Source organism: Streptococcus sp. HMSC066F01, from assembly GCF_001837335.1.
GTDB lineage: Bacteria > Bacillota > Bacilli > Lactobacillales > Streptococcaceae > Streptococcus > Streptococcus oralis_S.
On the sequence record NZ_KV832074.1, the window covers coordinates 38,843 to 58,382 of the forward strand.

Genomic DNA, 19,540 nt, shown 5'->3' on the forward strand with positions numbered 1-19,540 from the left:
TGGTCCTGTTTGGAGTGACTTTGACGGAAGGTAAAGCCTTCATAAAAATGGTGAAAGGAAACGATATGGCAAATAGAAGCTATATTTATTTAAAAAACGGGAAAGATGTTCGTATTTTAACGGAGGGAGTTTACACCATTCCTTATTTTTGGCAATTATTTTGGGATGAAAAAGATGTGCGAATGCCTAATATTCTATGGAAAAAATTTAATATCTTACTTCCTATTGAAAAATTCCAGAAAAAGGCCACCCAAAATCGCTCCTTTTTAGAAAAGAATGCTCCTCAGACCTTGCAACTATACGATGATTTTGTTCGCTATATTCTTGTCAATGTCAAAGCAGGTGACATGCTAGGATTTGATATTTTAGAAGTTGCTGATATGGATGGATTGACTACAGCTTCGCGTAAGCTTATAAAAAATATCCGAGCCATTCAGGAAAATCAACCCCAAGAATTGGATTTTTCTTTAACAGAAAAGAACGTAATTTGGTCTGCTATGGGATTTCCTGATTATTATGCCTCAAAATTATTGCCAGAAGATAATATTCTAGACTCGGTTGCATACCAAGATGAGTTGAAGAAAATGCAAGGCCCAAAAGATAATCAAGAACAAGACAAAGAAGATAATCAGGAACAAGACCAAGAAGAAAAACAAGCACAAGGTCAAGAAGAGAACCAAGAACAACATCAAGAAGACGAGCAAGCAACACGTAAAGAAGATGAGCAAGTGCAAGGCCAAGAAAATAAGCTAGCACCACGTAAAGAAGATGAGCAAGTGCTTGATGAGACTGGTGCCGAATCTAAAGATGACGAGTACCATATTCCTTTGAGATTTTGGTTTCTCTTGGTGCTGGTAATTGTTTGGATTTATAGATTGTTTTTAGCTAACAAATAGAAAAGAGAATAAATGAGAATTGCAGATTATAGCGTGACCAAGGCAGTGCTGGAACGTCACGGTTTTACCTTTAAAAAGTCCTTCGGACAAAATTTTCTGACCGATACCAATATCCTTCAAAAAATTGTGGATACGGCTGAAATTGATGACCAAGTCAATGTCATCGAGATTGGGCCAGGAATTGGTGCTTTGACGGAGTTTTTGGCTGAGCGTGCGGCAGAGGTTATGGCCTTTGAGATTGACCACCGTTTGGTACCGATTTTAGCAGATACCCTGCGTGATTTTGACAATGTGACAGTAGTCAACGAGGACATTCTCAAGGTCGATTTGGCGCAGCATATTCAGAATTTCAAAAATCCTGATCTGCCCATTAAGGTGGTAGCCAACTTGCCTTACTACATTACGACGCCTATTCTCATGCACTTGATTGAAAGTGGCATTCCTTTTAGCGAGTTTGTGGTTATGATGCAGAAAGAAGTCGCGGACCGTATCTCCGCACAGCCAAATACCAAGGCTTATGGTAGTTTGTCGATTGCTGTGCAGTATTATATGACAGCTAAGGTTGCCTTCATCGTGCCTCGTACGGTCTTTGTGCCAGCCCCAAATGTGGACTCAGCCATTTTAAAAATGGTGCGTCGTCCAGAGCCTGCTGTAGCAGTGAAAGATGAGAACTTCTTCTTTAAGGTTTCCAAGGCTAGTTTCACCCATCGTCGCAAGACCTTATGGAACAACTTAACAGGCTACTTTGGGAAAACTGATGAAGTCAAGGATAAGCTGACCAGGGCTTTGGCCCAAGCAGGTTTGTCACCATCTGTGCGTGGAGAAGCTCTTAGCTTGGCAGAATTTGCTAGCCTAGCAGATGCGCTCAAAGGACAAGGACTCTAAGATGAAGGGACAAATCATTAAAGCCTTGGCAGGATTCTACTATGTGGAGAGTGAGGACCAAGTCTATCAGACACGTGCGCGTGGGAATTTCCGCAAAAAAGGTCATACACCCTACGTTGGGGACTGGGTAGATTTTTCTGCGGAGGAAAATTCCGAAGGTTATATCCTCAAAATTCACGAACGGAAAAACAGTCTGGTCCGTCCACCTATTGTCAATATTGACCAAGCTGTGGTGATCATGTCCGTCAAGGAACCGGACTTCAACAGCAACTTGTTGGATCGTTTCTTGGTTCTTTTGGAACACAAGGACATCCATCCTATCGTTTATATTTCTAAAATGGACTTGCTGGAAGATAGAGGAGAACTGGATTTTTACCAGCAGACATACGGTGACATCGGCTATGACTTTGTGACCAGTAAAGAGGAACTCCTGCCTTTGTTGACAGGAAAAGTGACGGTCTTTATGGGGCAGACAGGTGTTGGAAAATCAACCCTCCTCAATAAAATCGCACCGGACCTCAATCTTGAAACAGGAGAGATCTCAGACAGTCTGGGTCGCGGTCGTCATACCACTCGAGCTGTTAGTTTTTACAACCTCAATGGGGGTAAAATCGCGGACACACCAGGCTTTTCATCACTGGATTATGAAGTGTCAACGGCTGAAGACCTCAATCAGGCTTTTCCAGAGATTGTCAGTGTCAGTCGAGACTGTAAATTCCGTACTTGTACCCATACCCATGAACCGTCCTGTGCGGTTAAGCCGGCTGTCGAAGAGGGTATCATTGCATCCTTCCGTTTTGACAACTACCTGCAATTCCTTAGCGAAATTGAAAATCGCAGAGAAACCTATAAAAAAGTCAGTAAAAAAATTCCAAAATAAGGAGAAACCTATGTCTCAATACAAGATTGCTCCGTCAATTCTGGCAGCAGATTATGCCAACTTTGAACGTGAAATCAAACGCCTAGAAGCAACTGGGGCAGAATATGCCCATATCGATATCATGGACGGCCACTTTGTGCCACAAATTAGTTTTGGTGCAGGTGTGGTCGAAGCTCTTCGCCCTCATAGCAAGATGGTCTTTGACTGCCACTTGATGGTAGCTAATCCAGAGCATCATTTAGAAGACTTTGCGCGTGCAGGTGCAGACATCATCAGTATCCATGTAGAAGCAACACCTCATATCCATGGTGCTCTTCAAAAGATTCGTTCTCTAGGTGTCAAACCTTCTGTTGTCATTAACCCTGGTACGCCGGTTGAAGCTATCAAACACGTACTTCACCTAGTTGACCAAGTCTTGGTCATGACAGTGAATCCTGGCTTCGGCGGACAAGCTTTTCTACCTGAAACCATGGATAAGGTTCGTGAGTTGGTTTCCCTTCGTGAGGAAAAAGGCTTGGACTTTGATATTGAAGTCGATGGTGGTATTGATGACCAAACCATTGCTCAAGCCAAAGAAGCTGGAGCGACCGTTTTTGTAGCAGGATCCTATGTCTTTAAGGGAGATGTCAATGAACGAGTGCAAACTCTCAGAAAACAATTGGACTAGGGTTGCCGTTTTTGCAGGTGGAGATCGCGGTCATTATCGGACGAATTTTGATAGCTTTGTTGGTGTGGATCGAGGCTCACTCTGGGTCTTGGAAGAAGACCTTCCTCTGGCTCTAGCAGTTGGGGATTTTGATTCGGTGACTGCAGAAGAGCGACAGGTGATTCAAAAACGTGCCCAACATTTTGTTCAAGCCCAGCCAGAAAAAGATGATACAGATATGGAATTGGCTCTCTTAACCATCTTTGAGCAAAATTCTCAGGCTCAGGTGACTATTTTTGGGGCTTTGGGTGGTCGTATTGATCATATGCTGGCTAATGTCTTTCTGCCTAGCAATCCCAAGTTGGCACCCTATATGCGCCAGATAGCGATTGAGGATGGGCAAAACTTGATTGCCTATTGTCCAGAAGGGACCAGTCAGCTAGAGCCCCGTTCGGACTATGACTATCTAGCCTTTATGCCGGTTCGGGATAGCCAGCTGACCATTCTCGGTGCCAAGTACGAATTGACAGAGGAAAATTTTTTCTTTAAAAAAGTGTACGCTTCTAACGAATATATAGATAGGGAAGTTTCGATAACTTGCCCAGAAGGCTATGTCGTCGTGCTGCATAGCAAGGACAGGAGGTAGGATGGAGACTGTATTATTACTATTATTAATTGCCAATCTAGCTGGTCTCTTTCTCATTTGGCAGAGGCAGGATAAGCAGGAGAAACACCTAAGCAAGAGTTTGGAGGATCAGGCAGATCATCTGTCAGACCAGTTGGATTATCGCTTTGAACAAGCTAGGCAAGCCAGTCAGCTAGATCAAAAAGACTTGGAAGTGGCTGTCAGCGACCGTTTGCAGGAAGTGCGAATGGAGTTGCACCAAGGCCTGACGCAAGTTAGACAGGAGATGAACGAGAATCTCCTTCAAACCAGAGATAAGACCGACCAACGTCTCCAAGCCCTGCAGGAGTCCAATGAGCAACGCTTGGAGCAAATGCGCCAGACGGTCGAGGAAAAATTGGAAAAGACCTTGCAGACGCGCTTGCAGGCTTCCTTCGAGACAGTTTCCAAGCAACTGGAGTCTGTCAATCGTGGTCTTGGAGAAATGCAGACAGTTGCCCGCGATGTTGGTGCCCTCAACAAGGTTCTCTCTGGAACCAAGACGCGAGGGATTCTGGGTGAATTGCAACTGGGGCAAATCATCGAAGACATCATGACACCTGCCCAGTACGAACGAGAATTTGCAACTGTTGAAAACTCTAGCGAGCGAGTAGAGTACGCCATCAAGTTACCTGGCCAAGGCGACCAGGAATATGTCTACTTACCGATTGACTCCAAGTTTCCACTGGCAGATTATTACCGCCTAGAAGAAGCCTATGAAGCAGGTGATAAGGACGAGATTGAACGTTGTCGCAAGTCACTCCTAGCAAGCGTCAAGCGCTTTGCCAAGGATATCAAGAGCAAGTACATAGCACCACCTCGGACGACCAATTTTGGAGTCTTGTTTGTTCCGACAGAAGGACTTTACTCAGAGATTGTCCGCAATCCGGTCTTCTTTGATGATTTGAGACGGGAGGAGCAGATTATCGTTGCAGGACCAAGTACCCTATCAGCCCTGCTTAACTCTCTATCAGTTGGTTTCAAAACTCTCAATATCCAAAAGAGTGCTGACCATATCAGTAAGACCCTTGCTAGTGTCAAGACCGAGTTTGGCAAGTTTGGTGGCATTCTGGTCAAGGCACAAAAGCATCTCCAACATGCCTCTGGCAATATTGATGAATTATTAAACCGTCGTACCACAGCTATTGAGCGGACGCTCCGTCACATTGAGTTATCAGAAGGTGAGCCTGCGCTTGATCTACTCCATTTCCAAGAAGATGAGGAAGAATATGAAGATTAGTCACATGAAAAAAGATGAGCTGTTTGAAGGTTTTTACCTGATCAAGTCAGCTGACCTGAGACAGACACGAGCTGGGAAAAACTACCTAGCCTTTACCTTCCAAGACGATAGTGGCGAGATTGAAGGGAAACTTTGGGATGCCCAACCTCATAACGTCGAGGCCTTTACTGCAGGGAAAGTGGTCCACATGCAGGGGCGCAGAGAAGTTTATAACAACACTCCTCAAGTCAATCAAATTACTCTTCGCTTGCCTCAGCCTGGGGAACCCAATGATCCAGCTGATTTCAAGGTCAAGTCGCCAGTTGATGTCAAGGAAATCCGTGACTACATGTCACAAATGATTTTCAAGATTGAAAATCCTGTCTGGCAACGTATCGTTCGCAGTCTCTACACCAAGTATGATAAGGAATTCTACTCCTATCCAGCTGCTAAGACCAACCACCACGCCTTTGAAACGGGTTTGGCCTATCATACAGCAACCATGGTGCGCTTGGCAGATGCCATTAGTGAGATTTATCCTCAGCTCAACAAGAGCCTCCTCTATGCGGGAATTATGTTGCATGACTTGGCCAAGGTTATTGAGTTGACGGGACCAGACCAGACGGAGTACACAGTTCGAGGCAATCTCCTTGGGCATATCGCTCTCATCGATAGTGAAATTACCAAGACAGTCATGGAACTAGGTATCGATGATACTAGAGAAGAAGTGGTGCTACTGCGCCATGTCATCCTCAGTCACCATGGCTTGCTGGAGTATGGAAGTCCAGTCCGTCCACGCATTATGGAAGCAGAGATTATCCATATGATTGACAATCTAGATGCCAGCATGATGATGATGTCAACAGCTCTAGCTTTGGTGGATAAAGGAGAGATGACCAACAAAATCTTCGCCATGGACAATCGTTCCTTCTATAAACCAGATTTAGATTAATAATTTAAGAAAAACGAGCATTTTTTACGCAATAATGTTCGTTTTTTTATGTGAATGTGGTATAATGGATAAAATATCAAAATTAAATGGAATGGTAAATAAAAATGAAATTAAGAAGAAGTGATCGGATGGTTGTCATTTCCAACTATTTGATTAATAATCCATACAAACTAACCAGTCTCAACACCTTTGCAGAAAAGTACGAATCTGCTAAATCCTCGATTTCAGAGGACATCGTGATTATCAAGCGTGCCTTTGAGGAAATCGAAATCGGTCATATTCAGACTGTGACTGGAGCAGGTGGTGGCGTTATCTTTACACCATCAATCTCGAGTCATGAAGCCAAAGAAATGATCGCAGACTTGCGTGACAAACTTTCAGAAAGCGACCGTATCTTGCCAGGTGGCTACATTTACCTGTCTGATTTGCTCAGTACACCTGCCATTTTGAAAAATATTGGGCGCATCATTGCCAAGAGCTTTATGGACCAAAAAATCGATGCTGTTATGACAGTAGCAACAAAAGGTGTGCCACTCGCAAATGCAGTTGCCAATGTCCTCAATGTTCCATTTGTCATTGTGCGCCGTGACTTGAAAATTACCGAAGGTTCAACGGTCAGCGTCAACTATGTTTCAGGTTCCAGCGGTGACCGCATTGAGAAAATGTTCCTTTCAAAACGCAGTCTCAAGGCAGGCAGTCGTGTCTTGATCGTGGATGACTTTTTGAAAGGCGGCGGAACGGTCAACGGGATGATTAGTCTCTTGCGTGAGTTTGATTCAGAGTTGGCTGGTGTTGCAGTCTTTGCAGACAATGCCCAAGAAGAACGTGAAAAGCAGTTTGATTACAAGTCACTCTTGAAAGTAACCAATATTGATGTTAAGAACCAATCCATCGATGTTGAGATTGGAAATATCTTTGACGAAGACAAATAAGAGATAGAACTAAAGGTTGGAACGATTGTCCCAGCCTTTCTTTGCAAACAGAATAGAAGGATGCTTATGAAAACACCATTTATCAGCCGTGAAGATTTAGAAACAATTGTTGCAGAGTTCCCGACTCCCTTTCACTTGTATGATGAGAAGGGGATTCGTGAAAAAGCAAGAGCCGTCAACCAGGCCTTTTCTTGGAATAAGGGATTCAAAGAATATTTTGCCGTCAAGGCCACTCCAACCCCAGCCATCTTGAAAATCCTCCAAGAGGAAGGTTGCGGTGTGGACTGTTCTAGTTACGTGGAGCTCTTGATGAGCCATAAACTGGATTTCCCCGGTTCTGAAATCATGTTCTCTTCTAACAACACGCCTGACAAGGAATATGCCTATGCGCGTGAATTGGGAGCAACTATTAACTTGGATGCCTTTGAAGACATTGAACATCTGGAGCGAGCGGCAGGCATTCCAGAAATCATCTCTTGTCGTTACAATCCTGGAGGCATTTTTGAGCTAGGAACAGATATCATGGACAATCCTGGAGAAGCCAAGTTTGGGATGACTAAGGACCAGCTTTTTGAAGCCTTTGCTATTTTGAAGGAAAAAGGAGCCAAGACTTTTGGGATTCACTCTTTCCTAGCATCCAATACCGTGACCCATCTCTACTACCCAGAGTTGGCGCGTCAGCTTTTTGAATTGGCTGTTGAAATCAAGGAAAAGTTGGGTATTTCGCTAGACTTTATCAATCTTTCCGGCGGTATTGGTGTCAACTATCGTCCTGAGCAGGAGCCAAATGACATTGCTGTGATTGGTGAGGGAGTTCGTAAGGTTTATGAGGAAGTCCTCACACCTGCAGGACTTGGTCAGGTCAAGATTTTCACTGAATTGGGCCGTTTTATGTTGGCGCCTCACGGAGCTTTGGTCACAAGAGTCACTCATAAGAAAAAAACCTACCGTACCTATCTGGGCGTGGATGCATCAGCAGTCAACCTCATGCGCCCAGCCATGTATGGAGCCTACCACCATATCACCAATCTGACTCATCCAGATGGACCTGTTGAAGTGGTAGACGTGGTCGGTTCACTCTGTGAAAACAATGATAAATTTGCAGTGAACCGCGAACTACCTTATACAGAAATCGGTGATTTGCTAGTGATTCATGATACAGGTGCACATGGATTCTCCATGGGTTACCAGTACAATGCCAAACTACGCTCGGCAGAAATCCTCTATACCGAAGAAGGGAAAGCCCGTCAAATCCGCCGTGCAGAGCGTCCTGAGGACTATTTTGCAACCTTGTATGGTTTTGATTTTGAATCGGATCAGTAAAAGAAATTGAAAATGAAAGTGAAAAACAGATTGCTTTCTAAAAAATAGACAAAAAAACCTTGTTTTTCACCTTACTCGTGATATAATAAAACTATAAAACGGTTTCAAGGAAGGTGACGATATGTCTGAAGAAACAATTGACTATGGACAAGTGACAGGAATGGTGCATTCGACAGAGAGTTTTGGTGCAGTAGATGGCCCTGGGATTCGGTTTATTGTCTTTTTGCAAGGTTGTCAGATGCGTTGCCAGTACTGCCATAACCCCGATACATGGGCTATGGAGACCAATAAATCACGAAGACGGACAGTAGACGATGTTTTGTCAGAAGCCCTTCGCTACCGTGGATTCTGGGGAGACAAAGGAGGAATCACTGTTAGTGGAGGAGAAGCTCTCTTACAGATTGATTTCCTAATTGCCCTCTTTACCAAGGCCAAGGAAAAAGGAATCCACTGTACCTTGGACACCTGTGCCCTTCCATTCCGTAACAAACCACGTTATCTCGAAAAGTTTAATAAACTCATGGCGGTGACAGACTTGGTTCTCCTGGATATCAAGGAAATCAACGAAGAACAGCATAAGATTGTCACAAGCCAAACCAATAAAAACATCTTGGCCTGTGCCCAGTACCTATCAGATATCGGGAAGCCTGTTTGGATTCGCCACGTTCTCGTACCAGGATTGACAGACCGTGATGAAGATTTGATCGAACTTGGGAAGTTCGTAAAAACCCTCAAAAACGTTGACAAGTTTGAAATCCTACCTTATCATACGATGGGAGAATTCAAGTGGCGTGAACTTGGGATTCCTTATTCGCTTGAAGGGGTCAAACCTCCAACAGCAGACCGTGTCAAGAATGCCAAGGAATTGATGGATACAGAAAGTTACCAAGATTACATGAAACGTGTTCATGGATAAAAAAGAAGCCTGATGGAGACATCGGGCTTTTGTGATGCATAAAAAGCCTAGCCTTTCAGCTAAGCCTTTTTCTTATTTTCTAGAATGTTGTTTACCAGCATTGCGTTTTTTATGTTTCTTATTGGTCATGATCGCAGTTGCTTGGTTTGGAGTGACATCTTTGCGTCCGCCTCCAGTTGAAAATGAACTTGCTTTTGGTGGATTTTTGGCAAATTCTTCACGAACTTTTTTGCGAAGTTTTGGACGAACAACATAGTTAACGATGAACTGTTGGAGAATCATCATGAAACCACCGACAACCCAGTAAAGCGTCACACTTGCTGGTGCGAAGAAGGAGAAGACGACAATCATGAGTGGGCTCATGTAAATCATTTTCTTGAGCTGTTCTCTTTGCATCTCGTCTTCTACTCCATGAAGTGAGAGAAGTGACTGGAGATAGTAGAGGATACCAGCGAAGGCGACAAGGATCATACTTGGTGAACCAAGATTGATACCCAAGAAGGTAGAGCTAGCTACACCATCAGTGTACTGGGCTGCAAAGTAGATAGCAGAGAAGAAAGGCATTTGAATGAGGATAGGGAAACATCCTACTCCACCGAACATGCTGATGCCGTGTTCTTTCTGAGCATCCCAGAGAGCTTGTTGAGCCTCTAGTTTTTCTTCCTGAGTTGTTGCCTCTTTGAGACGTGTTTGATGTGGTTCAAGCACGTGTTTGAGGGCATTCATCTTCTCAGAGTGAAGTGTTGCCTTCCATGATTGGTAGATACCAAGTGGCAAGATAATCAAGCGCACGATAATGGTTACGATAATGATAGCCACACCAAAGCCTAGACCTTTATCAGTAGCGAAGTACTTGATGGCTTCAGCCATAGGTGCTCCGATGGTATTCCAAATCAATCCTGTGGGTTGTCCTGTTGCTTTGTCTACTTGGACACAGCCTGACAAGACGAGTAGCATAGCCACTCCCATAGCAGAGAGGGCAAAACGTTTAATAGATTTCAATGTTTTCATTCCTTCTTTAAAAATTATACCTCTCTATTCTACTGTTTTTTTGTAAAATATACAATAGTTCTAGAGACCTAATTTGCGACTTTGAAGTCCGAATAGGATGAAAAGTTGCTCATTTGTACATCTAGATAGGTAACTTTTGAAAAAGGTGTCGGACCTTTTCGGATTTCTTGGATAAATTTTGCCATAGTTGCAGAGGAGTCTGCCTGAGCAAGAATTTCCACTGTGCCATCATCGTTATTCCAGACACGACCAGTGATGCCACCGATTTCAAGAGCTAAAGTATAAACACCCCAGCGAAAACCAACACCCTGCACCCTGCCTTGGGCAATCATTCTAACCTTTTGCATACCAAACCCCTTTGATTGTGTTATAATATTTCTATGACTATTATAACCTCAAAAGCCAATTCTGTGGTAAAAAATGCCAAGAAATTGCATCAAAAAAAATATCGAAAGTCTGCTTATTTGATTGAGGGCTGGCACTTGTTTGAAGAAGCTGTTCAAGCAGGAGTGACGATTGAAAAGGTCTTTGCCCTAGAAAGTTATCGAGATCAGCTAGCTGCTTTTCCTCAAACTATCTGGGTTTCAGAGGAGATTTTGCTAGATTTGGCAGATACGCAAACTCCTCAAGGGATTGTTGCAGTGATTCAAAAAGAAGAAGTGGGACTGCCTGATCTCCATCAGGGCAAGTATCTATTTTTAGAGGATGTTCAAGATCCTGGTAATGTGGGCACCATGATTCGGACGGCGGATGCTGCAGGTTTTACAGGGGTTATTGTTTCAGACAAGTCAGCAGATATCTACAGTCTTAAGACTCTACGTTCCATGCAAGGAAGTCATTTTCACTTGCCTATCTATCGTATGCCTCTTACCAGCTTTGTAGAAGAGGCAAAGAAGAGCGATTTGCCCATTCTAGCAACGACCTTATCGAGAGATTCAAAGGATTATCGTGAGCTTTCTTCACTAGAGAACTTTGTTTTAGTCATGGGAAATGAAGGGCAGGGGATTAGTTCTGTCATGGCTGAGAGTGCTGATCAGCTGGTTCATATAGGCATGAAAGGTCGAGCGGAAAGTCTCAATGTGGCGGTTGCCGCAGGTATTTTGATGTTTTATTTCAGCTAATTTATAAAAACTTTGTTATAATCAAGACATATTTATAGAAAAAGGAGAATCAGAATGAATCAAACGATTATTCAAGAACGTTCAGGTCTCAATCAATTTTACGCTAAGGTTTATGCTTTTGTGGGACTTGGGATTGGTCTATCAGCTCTCGTGTCAGCTTTGATGTTGACAGTCTTTCAGTCCCAATTGGTCTACTTTTTAATGCATGGCCGTCTCTGGCTGATTATTGCAACTTTTGCAGAACTTGCTCTAGTCTTTGTTGCAAGTAGCATGGCTGCCAAAAATAGTCCAGCAGCTCTCCCAGTATTTTTAGTTTATTCTGTTTTAAATGGCTTTACGCTGAGTTTTGTCGTAGCCTTCTATACACCTGGGACCGTCTTATCAGCCTTTGTATCCAGTGCCCTTCTCTTCTTTGTCATGGCGGCAATCGGAATTTTCACCAAGAAAGATTTGAGTGGAATGGGCCGAGCTTTGATGGCGGCGCTTGTTGGTCTCATCATTGCCATGGTTGTGAATCTATTTTTAGCCAATAGCTTCTTTGACTACATGATTAGTATTGCCATGGTCTTGGTTTTCTCAGGTTTGATTGCTTGGGATAACCAAAAGATTCGCTATGTTTATGAACAGTCACGAGGACAAGTAGCGACAGGTTGGGTCATCTCAATGGCGCTTAGCATCTATCTAGACTTTATCAACCTCTTCCTTAGCATCTTACGAATCTTTGGTCGAAACGATTAATGAATAACAGAGTCAGTGTTCAAAAGAGCACTGACTTTTTCTTATTTACTCTTTTCTTTTCTTGGAAATAGGTGTATAATGCTTTTAACTAATTTTTGAGGAGCTGTTTATGAAGAAAAGTTTTATTCATCAACAAGAAGAAATTTCCTTTGTCAAAAACACTTTTACCCAGTATTTGAAAGATAAGTTAGAAGTTGTTGAAGTTCAAGGTCCTATCTTGAGCAAGGTCGGGGATGGGATGCAGGACAACCTGTCAGGTGTCGAAAATCCAGTATCTGTCAAGGTTTTGCAGATTCCAGATGAAACTTATGAAGTCGTTCACTCACTTGCCAAATGGAAACGCCACACCTTGGCTCGTTTTGGTTTCGGTGAAGGTGAGGGTCTGTTTGTTCACATGAAGGCCCTTCGTCCAGACGAAGATTCGCTTGATGCGACCCACTCAGTTTATGTGGACCAGTGGGACTGGGAGAAGGTTATCCCAAATGGACAACGCAATATCGCCTATCTCAAAGAAACTGTTGAGAAGATTTACAAGGCTATTCGTCTAACAGAGCTAGCCGTAGAGGCCCGCTACGATATCGAATCCATCTTGCCAAAACAAATCACCTTCATTCACACAGAAGAGTTGGTGGAACGCTATCCAGATTTAACACCGAAAGAGCGTGAAAATGCAATCTGTAAAGAGTTTGGTGCAGTCTTCTTGATTGGTATTGGTGGCGAGTTGCCTGACGGAAAACCTCATGACGGCCGCGCACCTGACTATGATGACTGGACAACAGAGTCTGAAAATGGCTACAAGGGGTTGAATGGCGATATTCTCGTTTGGAACGAATCTCTTGGTTGTGCCTTTGAACTTTCATCAATGGGGATTCGGGTAGATGAGGATACCCTCCGTCGCCAAGTGGCTCTTACAGGAGACGAAGATCGTCTTGAGCTGGAATGGCATAAAGCCTTGCTTAACGGCCTTTTCCCACTGACAATCGGTGGGGGTATCGGACAGTCTCGGATGGCCATGTTCCTTCTTCGTAAGAAACACATCGGAGAGGTTCAGACCAGTGTCTGGCCTCAAGAAGTCCGCGATACGTACGAAAATATTTTGTAGAGAATCGAACCGCAAGGTTCGATTTTCTTTCTCTTTTTGCCTATAATTTGGTATAATAAACGGTATGAAAATCGTATCAGGAATCTACGGAGGGCGTCCCCTCAAGACGCTAGAAGGCAAGACGACGAGGCCGACATCGGATAAGGTGCGTGGAGCTATCTTTAACATGATAGGCCCCTATTTTGAGGGTGGTTGTGTCTTGGATCTCTATGCTGGCAGTGGTGGTTTATCCATTGAGGCAGTCTCGCGTGGGATGTCCCATGCTGTCTTAGTGGAACGGGATCGAAAGGCGCAAGCTATCATCGCTGAAAATATCCAAATGACCAAGGAAGTTTCCAAATTTCAGCTCTTAAAGATGGAGGCTGAACGGGCCTTGGAGCAAGTGAAAGGTCCCTTTGACCTGGTCTTTTTAGACCCGCCCTATGCCAAGGAACAAATCGTTTCAGATATCGAAAAAATGGCAGAAAGAAACCTTTTCTCCGAAGAGGTCATGGTTGTCTGCGAAACCGATAAGTCTGTAGAACTTCCAGAAGAAATCGCCTGCTTAGGCATCTGGAAAGAAAAAATATATGGGATTAGTAAGGTGACGGTCTATGTCAGATAAAATTGGATTATTTACAGGTTCATTTGATCCGATGACAAATGGACATTTGGATATCATTGAACGTGCCAGCAAACTCTTTGATAAGCTCTATGTCGGGGTGTTCTACAATCCCCACAAACAAGGCTTTCTCCCCGTTGAAAACCGCAAACGAGCAGTCAAAAAAGCGGTGGCGCATTTAGATAATGTAGAGGTGCTGGCTTCTCATGACCAGCTAGTCGTCGATGTTGCAAGAAGACTGGGTGCTAAGACCCTTGTCCGTGGTTTGCGAAATGCCACCGACTTGCAATACGAGTCTAGCTTTGACTACTACAATCATCAATTGGCTCCAGAAATCGAAACCATTTACCTATATAGTCGCCCAGAGCATCTTTATATTAGCTCTTCAGCCATGAGAGAACTTCTGAAGTTTGGTCAGGAGATTCAGCAATATGTCCCAAACAGTGTTGTGGAGGAATTAGAACATGAAGAAAAAAACTAGATGGCCCTTATATGTCATCCTAGCACTAGTATTGACTTTTTTAGCCTTTGTAGTACCTTTACCTTACTACATAGAAGTTCCAGGTGGAGCGGAAGATATTCGTCGCGTTTTGAAAGTCAATGAAACAGAAGACACAGAAGCAGGAGCTTACCAGTTTGTAACAGTCGGCATTCGACACGCAACCCTATCGCATCTTGTCTATGCTTGGTTAACACCTTTCACAGATATTAGAAGTGCCAAGGAGACTACGGGTGGCTCTACTGATGCAGAATTTATGCGGATCAATCAGTTCTACATGCAAACTTCTCAAAACATGGCCAAGTATCAAGGATTGAAGACGGCTGGCAAGGATATCGAACTCAAGTATCTGGGAGTCTATGTCTTGACCGTGACGGACAATTCAACTTTTAAGGGCATTCTGAATATAGCAGATACCGTGACGGCTGTTAATGACAAAACGTTTGACAGTTCAAAAGACTTGGTCGACTATGTTAATTCTCAACAATTAGGAGATACGGTCAAGGTAACCTATGAGGAAGACGGAAAAGTCAAGTCTGCTGAAGGTAAAATTATCACTCTCGAAAACGGGAAAAACGGGATTGGGATTGGCTTGATTGACCGTACGGAAGTGACCAGTGACGTTCCAATTCGCTTCTCCACAGCTGGTATCGGTGGGCCAAGTGCAGGTCTCATGTTTAGTCTCGCTATCTACACCCAGATAGCAGATCCAGGACTTCGTAATGGCCGCATTGTTGCGGGAACGGGAACCATTGATCGCGATGGAAATGTTGGCGACATCGGTGGAATTGACAAAAAAGTAGTTGCAGCCTCTCGTCAGGGAGCCAACATCTTTTTTGCTCCTGACAATCCAGTCACTGAGGAAGCAAAAAAAGCAGATCCAAATGCGAAAAGCAACTATGAAACAGCCCTAGAAGCTGCTAAAACGATCAAAACAGAGATGAAAATCGTTCCCGTTAAGACTTTGCAGGATGCAATTGATTACCTTAAAAACAATCCCTAATTCGTAGAAAAATTGAAAACTAGCGCGCAAGCGGATAAGATGGTATAATAGTCAAATGGTTCAATTATTATTCACTCTAAGTAGTCATATACTCTTTATTTATTTGAGTTTTTACCTTTTGAAGGATCTTGTGAGATGGGAAAAGGTTATAAAAGTGACCGCTACTAACACAAAAAAAGTTCGTTTGTTGGTAGGCTTCTTTAGTATTGTGATGGGCTACATCTTGAGTTCATTCTTTATCAGTTTGTACCAACTGTGGCAAGAAGCACTTAGAGGACTATTATAAAATCAAAAGTAAAGGAAACAACTATGGAAAAAATTGTGGTTCAAGGCGGGGATAATCGTCTGGTCGGGAGTGTGACGATCGAGGGAGCAAAGAATGCAGTCTTGCCCTTGTTGGCAGCGACTATTCTAGCAAGCAAGGGTAAGACAGTCTTGCAGAATGTCCCAATCTTGTCAGATGTTTTCACCATGAATCAAGTGGTTCGAGGTCTGAATGCCAAGGTGGACTTTGATGAGGAAGCTCATGTTGTCGAGGTTGATGCGACTGGTGATATCACGGAGGAAGCTCCATACAAGTATGTCAGCAAGATGCGGGCATCCATCGTTGTCTTGGGACCAATCCTTGCTCGTGTAGGCCATGCCAAAGTTTCTATGCCAGGGGGATGTACCATCGGGAGTCGTCCCATCGACCTCCACCTCAAAGGTTTGGAAGCTATGGGGGCAAAGATTACCCAGACAGCTGGTTACATCGAAGCCAAGGCAGAACGCCTGCATGGCGCTCATATCTACATGGACTTCCCAAGTGTCGGCGCAACACAAAACCTCATGATGGCGGCAACTCTAGCTGACGGTGTGACGGTCATTGAAAATGCTGCGCGTGAGCCGGAAATTGTTGACCTCGCTATTCTCCTTAATGAAATGGGAGCCAAGGTCAAGGGAGCTGGTACCGAAACAATCACAGTGACTGGTGTTGAGGAACTCCATGGAACAACTCATAATGTGGTACAGGACCGTATCGAAGCAGGAACCTTTATGGTGGCTGCAGCTATGACAGGTGGCGATGTCCTCGTTCGTGATGCAGTTTGGGAGCACAATCGCCCCTTAATTTCAAAACTACTTGAAATGGGTGTTGAAGTGACAGAGGAGTCAGAAGGCATCCGTGTTCGTTCTCAACTTGAAAATCTCAAGGCTGTTCATGTAAAAACTTTACCGCACCCAGGATTTCCAACAGATATGCAGGCGCAATTTACAGCTCTGATGACAGTCGCAAAAGGGGAATCCACCATGGTGGAAACGGTGTTTGAGAATCGCTTCCAACACTTAGAGGAAATGCGCCGTATGGGCTTGCATTCAGAGATTATCCGTGACACAGCTCGTATTGTTGGGGGACAGGCTTTACAGGGGGCAGAAGTTCTATCAACGGACCTTCGCGCTAGTGCTGCTTTGATTTTGACAGGTCTGGTGGCGCAGGGAGAAACAGTTGTTGGTAAGTTAGTCCACCTTGATAGAGGTTACTACCGTTTCCATGAGAAATTGGCTCAGCTAGGAGCGAAGATTCAGCGAATCGAGGCAAATGATGAAGAAGAATAAAAACTTACGCTATGTACTCCGTCGTTTACTGTTGATTTTTATCGTACTATTGCTAGGCTTTCTGGCTTTAGGAATCGGCTTGATGGTTGGTTATGGCATCCTAGGAAAGGGACAGGATCCATGGGCAATCTTGTCTCCAGCAAAGTGGCAGGAATTGATTAGCAAATTTACAGGAAATTAGACTGGGAGACCAGTCTTTTTCTAAAGAAATAAGGAGAAAAATGGACAAAAAAACAAGACAAGCTCTGATAGGGTTACTTCTATTCTTACTCTTGGCTGCTGGAAGCTACTACATCAAGCAGATGCAGTCAGCACCAAATAGCCCTAGAACCAAGGTTAGTCAGAAAAAACAAGCTTCAGAAGCTCCTAGTCAGGAGTTGGCAGAAAGTGTCTTAACCGAGTCACTCAAAAACCAAATCAAGGGTGATCTCGAGTGGAATGGAGCAGGGGCCTTCATTGTCAATGGCAATAAAACCAATCTAGATGCCAAGGTTTCTAGCAAACCCTATGCGGATAATAAAACAAAGACAGTTGGAAAAGAAACAGTTCCAACTGTTGCCAATGCCATCTTATCCAAAGCGACTCGGCAGTATAAGAATCGTGAAGAAACAGGCAACGGCTCCACCTCTTGGACGCCACCAGGATGGCATCAGGTCAAGAATCTAAAGGGAGCCTATACACATGCAGTTGATAGAGGACACCTACTGGGCTATGCCTTGATAGGTGGTTTGGATGGTTTTGATGCCTCTACTAGCAACCCCAAGAACATTGCAGTCCAGACAGCTTGGGCAAACCAAGCGCAGGCTGAAGATTCGACAGGTCAGAACTACTATGAGAGTTTGGTCAGAAAAGCCTTAGACCAAAACAAGAGGGTCCGTTATCGGGTGACGCTCCACTATGCGACAAATGAGGACCTAGTTCCATCTGCTTCACAAATCGAAGCCAAATCTTCAGACGGCGAATTGGAATTCAACGTCCTAATCCCCAATGTTCAAAAGGGAATCCAGCTTGATTACCAAACGGGTCAAGTAACAGTGACGGATTAGAAACAATAGATACAATAAAAAAACAGCTCCTTTGTCTTCTAGAGGCAGGGGAGTTATTCTTTAAATGAAAAATAATGTGAATCCTGATGGATTTTATGATATAATGGAACACAAGATACTATTTTAGGAGAAGGACTATGGAAGACCCGAGCAGTCAGAATTTGTTGCTACAGTTTGTATTGTTATTTATCTTGACCCTGTTAAATGCTTTTTTCTCAGCCACTGAAATGGCGATGGTGTCACTAAACCGTTCCCGAGTGGAGCAAAAGGCAGAAGAGGGAGACAAACGTTACATTCGTTTGTTAAAGGTACTTGAAAATCCTAACCACTTTTTATCAACCATTCAAGTCGGTATCACCTTAATCACGATCTTATCAGGGGCAAAATTGGCAGATACACTTGGACAAGTAATTGCATCTTGGATGGGGAATGGAGAAACAGCTTATGCCATTGCAAGCCTCCTCTCTTTGGCATTCTTGACCTACATCTCTATTGTTTTTGGTGAACTCTATCCTAAACGGATTGCCCTCAATCTCAAAGATGCTTTGGCAATTCGAACAGCACCAATTATTATTGGTCTTGGAAAGATTGTAAGTCCCTTTGTCTGGTTGTTATCTGCTTCAACCAATCTCTTGAGTCGTTTAACGCCAATGACCTTTGATGATGCGGATGAAAAAATGACTCGAGATGAAATTGAGTACATGTTGACTAAGAGCGAAGAAACACTGGATGCAGATGAAATTGAAATGCTACAGGGGATCTTTTCTCTAGATGAACTAATGGCTCGTGAGCTAATGGTACCTCGTACAGATGCCTTTATGGTAGATATTCAGGATGATAGTCAAACGATTATCCAAAGTATTCTAAAGCAAAATTTCTCACGTATCCCTGTTTACGACGGGGATAAGGACAATGTGATTGGTTTGATTCATACCAAGCGTTTGCTAAACGCTGCCTATGCAGATGGCTTTGATAATATTGTTTGGAAACGAATCCTCCAAACACCACTATTTGTGCCTGAGACCATCTTTGTGGACGACCTCCTTAAAGAACTTCGAAATACCCAAAATCAAATGGCCATCTTACTAGATGAATACGGTGGTATGGCTGGTTTGGTAACTCTGGAAGACCTGCTGGAGGAGATTGTCGGAGAAATCGACGATGAGACAGACCGAGCAGAAATCGAAGTCCATCAAATCGGTGAGGACACCTATATTGCACAGGGAACCATGAATCTTAACGACTTCAATAACTACTTTGGTGTCGAACTAGAAAGCGATGATGTGGATACCATCGCCGGTTATTATTTGACGGGTGTTGGTACGATTCCAACAACTGAAAAAATCAGTTATGAACTGGTCAGTCAAAACAAGCAAATCGTCCTGACCAATGATAAGGTGAAAAATGGACGTGTTACCAAGGTAAAAGTTCAAATCACAGAACTAGAACCTGAAGAAGAAACAGAATAAAGCAGTGACTTGAGTCACTGCTTTTTGTAAATCTAGATGGTAGG

At 43.6% G+C, this 19,540-nt stretch carries 23 protein-coding genes; 21 read left to right on the forward strand and 2 right to left on the reverse strand.

Features of this window, described 5'->3' with window-relative positions:
- The first annotated feature begins 65 nt into the window (after positions 1 to 65).
- From HMPREF2655_RS02175 to pflA, 10 genes are all read left to right on the forward strand, one after another.
- Positions 66 to 896, forward strand: coding sequence for a dimethyladenosine transferase (locus tag HMPREF2655_RS02175; protein ID WP_070837384.1), 831 nt, complete (start codon positions 66 to 68; stop codon positions 894 to 896).
- Between the two features lie 12 nt (positions 897 to 908).
- Positions 909 to 1,781 carry a 16S rRNA (adenine(1518)-N(6)/adenine(1519)-N(6))-dimethyltransferase RsmA gene (gene rsmA, locus HMPREF2655_RS02180; protein ID WP_070837386.1) on the forward strand — a complete coding sequence of 291 codons (873 nt, stop codon included), beginning with the start codon at positions 909 to 911 and terminating at the stop codon, positions 1,779 to 1,781.
- A gap of 1 nt (position 1,782) precedes the next feature.
- Positions 1,783 to 2,661, forward strand: a complete 879-nt coding sequence (rsgA, locus tag HMPREF2655_RS02185) for a ribosome small subunit-dependent GTPase A (RefSeq protein ID WP_070837388.1) — start codon at positions 1,783 to 1,785, stop codon at positions 2,659 to 2,661.
- 10 nt (positions 2,662 to 2,671) lie between these two features.
- Positions 2,672 to 3,328 carry a ribulose-phosphate 3-epimerase gene (rpe, locus tag HMPREF2655_RS02190; RefSeq protein WP_070837391.1) on the forward strand — a complete coding sequence of 219 codons (657 nt, stop codon included), beginning with the start codon at positions 2,672 to 2,674 and terminating at the stop codon, positions 3,326 to 3,328.
- Positions 3,291 to 3,953, forward strand: coding sequence for a thiamine diphosphokinase (locus tag HMPREF2655_RS02195; RefSeq protein WP_070837393.1), 663 nt, complete (start codon positions 3,291 to 3,293; stop codon positions 3,951 to 3,953). The genes rpe and HMPREF2655_RS02195 overlap by 38 nt, the downstream gene beginning before the upstream one ends.
- 1 nt (position 3,954) lies before the next feature.
- Positions 3,955 to 5,211 (forward strand): DNA recombination protein RmuC, encoded by a 1,257-nt coding sequence (rmuC, locus tag HMPREF2655_RS02200; protein ID WP_070837395.1) that lies wholly within the window; start codon positions 3,955 to 3,957, stop codon positions 5,209 to 5,211.
- A complete protein-coding gene (locus tag HMPREF2655_RS02205) occupies positions 5,201 to 6,142 on the forward strand; it encodes a 3'-5' exoribonuclease YhaM family protein (RefSeq protein WP_000703210.1) in 942 nt (313 codons plus the stop codon). Before rmuC ends, HMPREF2655_RS02205 begins: the two co-directional genes overlap by 11 nt.
- Positions 6,143 to 6,246: 104 nt before the next feature.
- Positions 6,247 to 7,074 (forward strand): pur operon repressor, encoded by an 828-nt coding sequence (gene purR / locus HMPREF2655_RS02210; protein ID WP_002874197.1) that lies wholly within the window; start codon positions 6,247 to 6,249, stop codon positions 7,072 to 7,074.
- 66 nt (positions 7,075 to 7,140) lie between these two features.
- Complete coding sequence (locus tag HMPREF2655_RS02215; RefSeq protein WP_049550061.1) at positions 7,141 to 8,397, forward strand: diaminopimelate decarboxylase; 1,257 nt, start codon at positions 7,141 to 7,143, stop codon at positions 8,395 to 8,397.
- Between the two features lie 121 nt (positions 8,398 to 8,518).
- Positions 8,519 to 9,313, forward strand: coding sequence for a pyruvate formate-lyase-activating protein (gene pflA / locus HMPREF2655_RS02220; protein WP_049550062.1), 795 nt, complete (start codon positions 8,519 to 8,521; stop codon positions 9,311 to 9,313).
- 72 nt (positions 9,314 to 9,385) lie between these two features.
- Here the strand turns inward: pflA and yidC are convergent, their stop codons facing one another.
- The gene (yidC, locus tag HMPREF2655_RS02225; protein WP_049501603.1) at positions 9,386 to 10,315 is read right to left on the reverse strand and encodes a membrane protein insertase YidC; all 930 of its coding nucleotides are present in this window, start codon (positions 10,313 to 10,315) and stop codon (positions 9,386 to 9,388) included.
- Between the two features lie 77 nt (positions 10,316 to 10,392).
- Positions 10,393 to 10,671, reverse strand: a complete 279-nt coding sequence (locus HMPREF2655_RS02230; RefSeq protein ID WP_001174620.1) for an acylphosphatase — start codon at positions 10,669 to 10,671, stop codon at positions 10,393 to 10,395.
- 33 nt (positions 10,672 to 10,704) lie between these two features.
- On the opposite strand from HMPREF2655_RS02230, the gene HMPREF2655_RS02235 reads away from it, so the two are divergent.
- From HMPREF2655_RS02235 to HMPREF2655_RS02280, 11 genes are all read left to right on the forward strand, one after another.
- A complete protein-coding gene (locus HMPREF2655_RS02235; protein WP_049550063.1) occupies positions 10,705 to 11,445 on the forward strand; it encodes a TrmH family RNA methyltransferase in 741 nt (246 codons plus the stop codon).
- A gap of 54 nt (positions 11,446 to 11,499) precedes the next feature.
- On the forward strand, positions 11,500 to 12,183 hold the full coding sequence (locus HMPREF2655_RS02240; protein WP_049550064.1) for a Bax inhibitor-1/YccA family protein: 684 nt from the start codon (positions 11,500 to 11,502) through the stop codon (positions 12,181 to 12,183).
- 109 nt (positions 12,184 to 12,292) lie between these two features.
- Entirely contained in the window at positions 12,293 to 13,285 is a 993-nt protein-coding gene (gene asnA / locus HMPREF2655_RS02245; RefSeq protein ID WP_000747998.1) for an aspartate--ammonia ligase, read from the forward strand.
- Between the two features lie 64 nt (positions 13,286 to 13,349).
- Entirely contained in the window at positions 13,350 to 13,889 is a 540-nt protein-coding gene (rsmD, locus tag HMPREF2655_RS02250) for a 16S rRNA (guanine(966)-N(2))-methyltransferase RsmD (protein WP_070837397.1), read from the forward strand.
- Entirely contained in the window at positions 13,879 to 14,367 is a 489-nt protein-coding gene (gene coaD, locus HMPREF2655_RS02255; RefSeq protein WP_070837399.1) for a pantetheine-phosphate adenylyltransferase, read from the forward strand. Before rsmD ends, coaD begins: the two co-directional genes overlap by 11 nt.
- Positions 14,351 to 15,388 (forward strand): SepM family pheromone-processing serine protease, encoded by a 1,038-nt coding sequence (locus HMPREF2655_RS02260; protein ID WP_000730772.1) that lies wholly within the window; start codon positions 14,351 to 14,353, stop codon positions 15,386 to 15,388. Before coaD ends, HMPREF2655_RS02260 begins: the two co-directional genes overlap by 17 nt.
- 55 nt (positions 15,389 to 15,443) lie before the next feature.
- Positions 15,444 to 15,674, forward strand: coding sequence for a DUF1146 family protein (locus tag HMPREF2655_RS09890; RefSeq protein ID WP_070800425.1), 231 nt, complete (start codon positions 15,444 to 15,446; stop codon positions 15,672 to 15,674).
- A gap of 23 nt (positions 15,675 to 15,697) precedes the next feature.
- Positions 15,698 to 16,981 carry a UDP-N-acetylglucosamine 1-carboxyvinyltransferase gene (gene murA / locus HMPREF2655_RS02265; protein ID WP_000411918.1) on the forward strand — a complete coding sequence of 428 codons (1,284 nt, stop codon included), beginning with the start codon at positions 15,698 to 15,700 and terminating at the stop codon, positions 16,979 to 16,981.
- Positions 16,968 to 17,162: a DNA-directed RNA polymerase subunit beta gene (locus tag HMPREF2655_RS02270; protein ID WP_000739701.1), complete on the forward strand. Its 195-nt coding sequence runs from the start codon at positions 16,968 to 16,970 to the stop codon at positions 17,160 to 17,162. The genes murA and HMPREF2655_RS02270 overlap by 14 nt, the downstream gene beginning before the upstream one ends.
- Before the next feature lie 40 nt (positions 17,163 to 17,202).
- On the forward strand, positions 17,203 to 18,027 hold the full coding sequence (locus tag HMPREF2655_RS02275; protein ID WP_070837401.1) for a DNA/RNA non-specific endonuclease: 825 nt from the start codon (positions 17,203 to 17,205) through the stop codon (positions 18,025 to 18,027).
- A 137-nt stretch (positions 18,028 to 18,164) separates the two neighbouring features.
- On the forward strand, positions 18,165 to 19,496 hold the full coding sequence (locus tag HMPREF2655_RS02280) for a hemolysin family protein (RefSeq protein ID WP_070837403.1): 1,332 nt from the start codon (positions 18,165 to 18,167) through the stop codon (positions 19,494 to 19,496).
- Positions 19,497 to 19,540: the final 44 nt, after the last annotated feature.

What these genes read in the sequence shown, in the direction of transcription:
- HMPREF2655_RS02175 (WP_070837384.1), top strand. Translation starts at nt 66, where the DNA reads ATGGCAAATAGAAGCTATATTTATTTAAAAAACGGGAAAGATGTTCGT.
- rsmA (WP_070837386.1), top strand. Translation starts at nt 909, where the DNA reads ATGAGAATTGCAGATTATAGCGTGACCAAGGCAGTGCTGGAACGTCAC.
- rsgA (WP_070837388.1), top strand. Translation starts at nt 1,783, where the DNA reads ATGAAGGGACAAATCATTAAAGCCTTGGCAGGATTCTACTATGTGGAG.
- rpe (WP_070837391.1), top strand. Translation starts at nt 2,672, where the DNA reads ATGTCTCAATACAAGATTGCTCCGTCAATTCTGGCAGCAGATTATGCC.
- HMPREF2655_RS02195 (WP_070837393.1), top strand. Translation starts at nt 3,291, where the DNA reads ATGAACGAGTGCAAACTCTCAGAAAACAATTGGACTAGGGTTGCCGTT.
- rmuC (WP_070837395.1), top strand. Translation starts at nt 3,955, where the DNA reads ATGGAGACTGTATTATTACTATTATTAATTGCCAATCTAGCTGGTCTC.
- HMPREF2655_RS02205 (WP_000703210.1), top strand. Translation starts at nt 5,201, where the DNA reads ATGAAGATTAGTCACATGAAAAAAGATGAGCTGTTTGAAGGTTTTTAC.
- purR (WP_002874197.1), top strand. Translation starts at nt 6,247, where the DNA reads ATGAAATTAAGAAGAAGTGATCGGATGGTTGTCATTTCCAACTATTTG.
- HMPREF2655_RS02215 (WP_049550061.1), top strand. Translation starts at nt 7,141, where the DNA reads ATGAAAACACCATTTATCAGCCGTGAAGATTTAGAAACAATTGTTGCA.
- pflA (WP_049550062.1), top strand. Translation starts at nt 8,519, where the DNA reads ATGTCTGAAGAAACAATTGACTATGGACAAGTGACAGGAATGGTGCAT.
- HMPREF2655_RS02230 (WP_001174620.1), bottom strand. Translation starts at nt 10,671, where the DNA reads ATGCAAAAGGTTAGAATGATTGCCCAAGGCAGGGTGCAGGGTGTTGGT.
- HMPREF2655_RS02235 (WP_049550063.1), top strand. Translation starts at nt 10,705, where the DNA reads ATGACTATTATAACCTCAAAAGCCAATTCTGTGGTAAAAAATGCCAAG.
- HMPREF2655_RS02240 (WP_049550064.1), top strand. Translation starts at nt 11,500, where the DNA reads ATGAATCAAACGATTATTCAAGAACGTTCAGGTCTCAATCAATTTTAC.
- asnA (WP_000747998.1), top strand. Translation starts at nt 12,293, where the DNA reads ATGAAGAAAAGTTTTATTCATCAACAAGAAGAAATTTCCTTTGTCAAA.
- rsmD (WP_070837397.1), top strand. Translation starts at nt 13,350, where the DNA reads ATGAAAATCGTATCAGGAATCTACGGAGGGCGTCCCCTCAAGACGCTA.
- coaD (WP_070837399.1), top strand. Translation starts at nt 13,879, where the DNA reads ATGTCAGATAAAATTGGATTATTTACAGGTTCATTTGATCCGATGACA.
- HMPREF2655_RS02260 (WP_000730772.1), top strand. Translation starts at nt 14,351, where the DNA reads ATGAAGAAAAAAACTAGATGGCCCTTATATGTCATCCTAGCACTAGTA.
- HMPREF2655_RS09890 (WP_070800425.1), top strand. Translation starts at nt 15,444, where the DNA reads ATGGTTCAATTATTATTCACTCTAAGTAGTCATATACTCTTTATTTAT.
- murA (WP_000411918.1), top strand. Translation starts at nt 15,698, where the DNA reads ATGGAAAAAATTGTGGTTCAAGGCGGGGATAATCGTCTGGTCGGGAGT.
- HMPREF2655_RS02270 (WP_000739701.1), top strand. Translation starts at nt 16,968, where the DNA reads ATGAAGAAGAATAAAAACTTACGCTATGTACTCCGTCGTTTACTGTTG.
- HMPREF2655_RS02275 (WP_070837401.1), top strand. Translation starts at nt 17,203, where the DNA reads ATGGACAAAAAAACAAGACAAGCTCTGATAGGGTTACTTCTATTCTTA.
- HMPREF2655_RS02280 (WP_070837403.1), top strand. Translation starts at nt 18,165, where the DNA reads ATGGAAGACCCGAGCAGTCAGAATTTGTTGCTACAGTTTGTATTGTTA.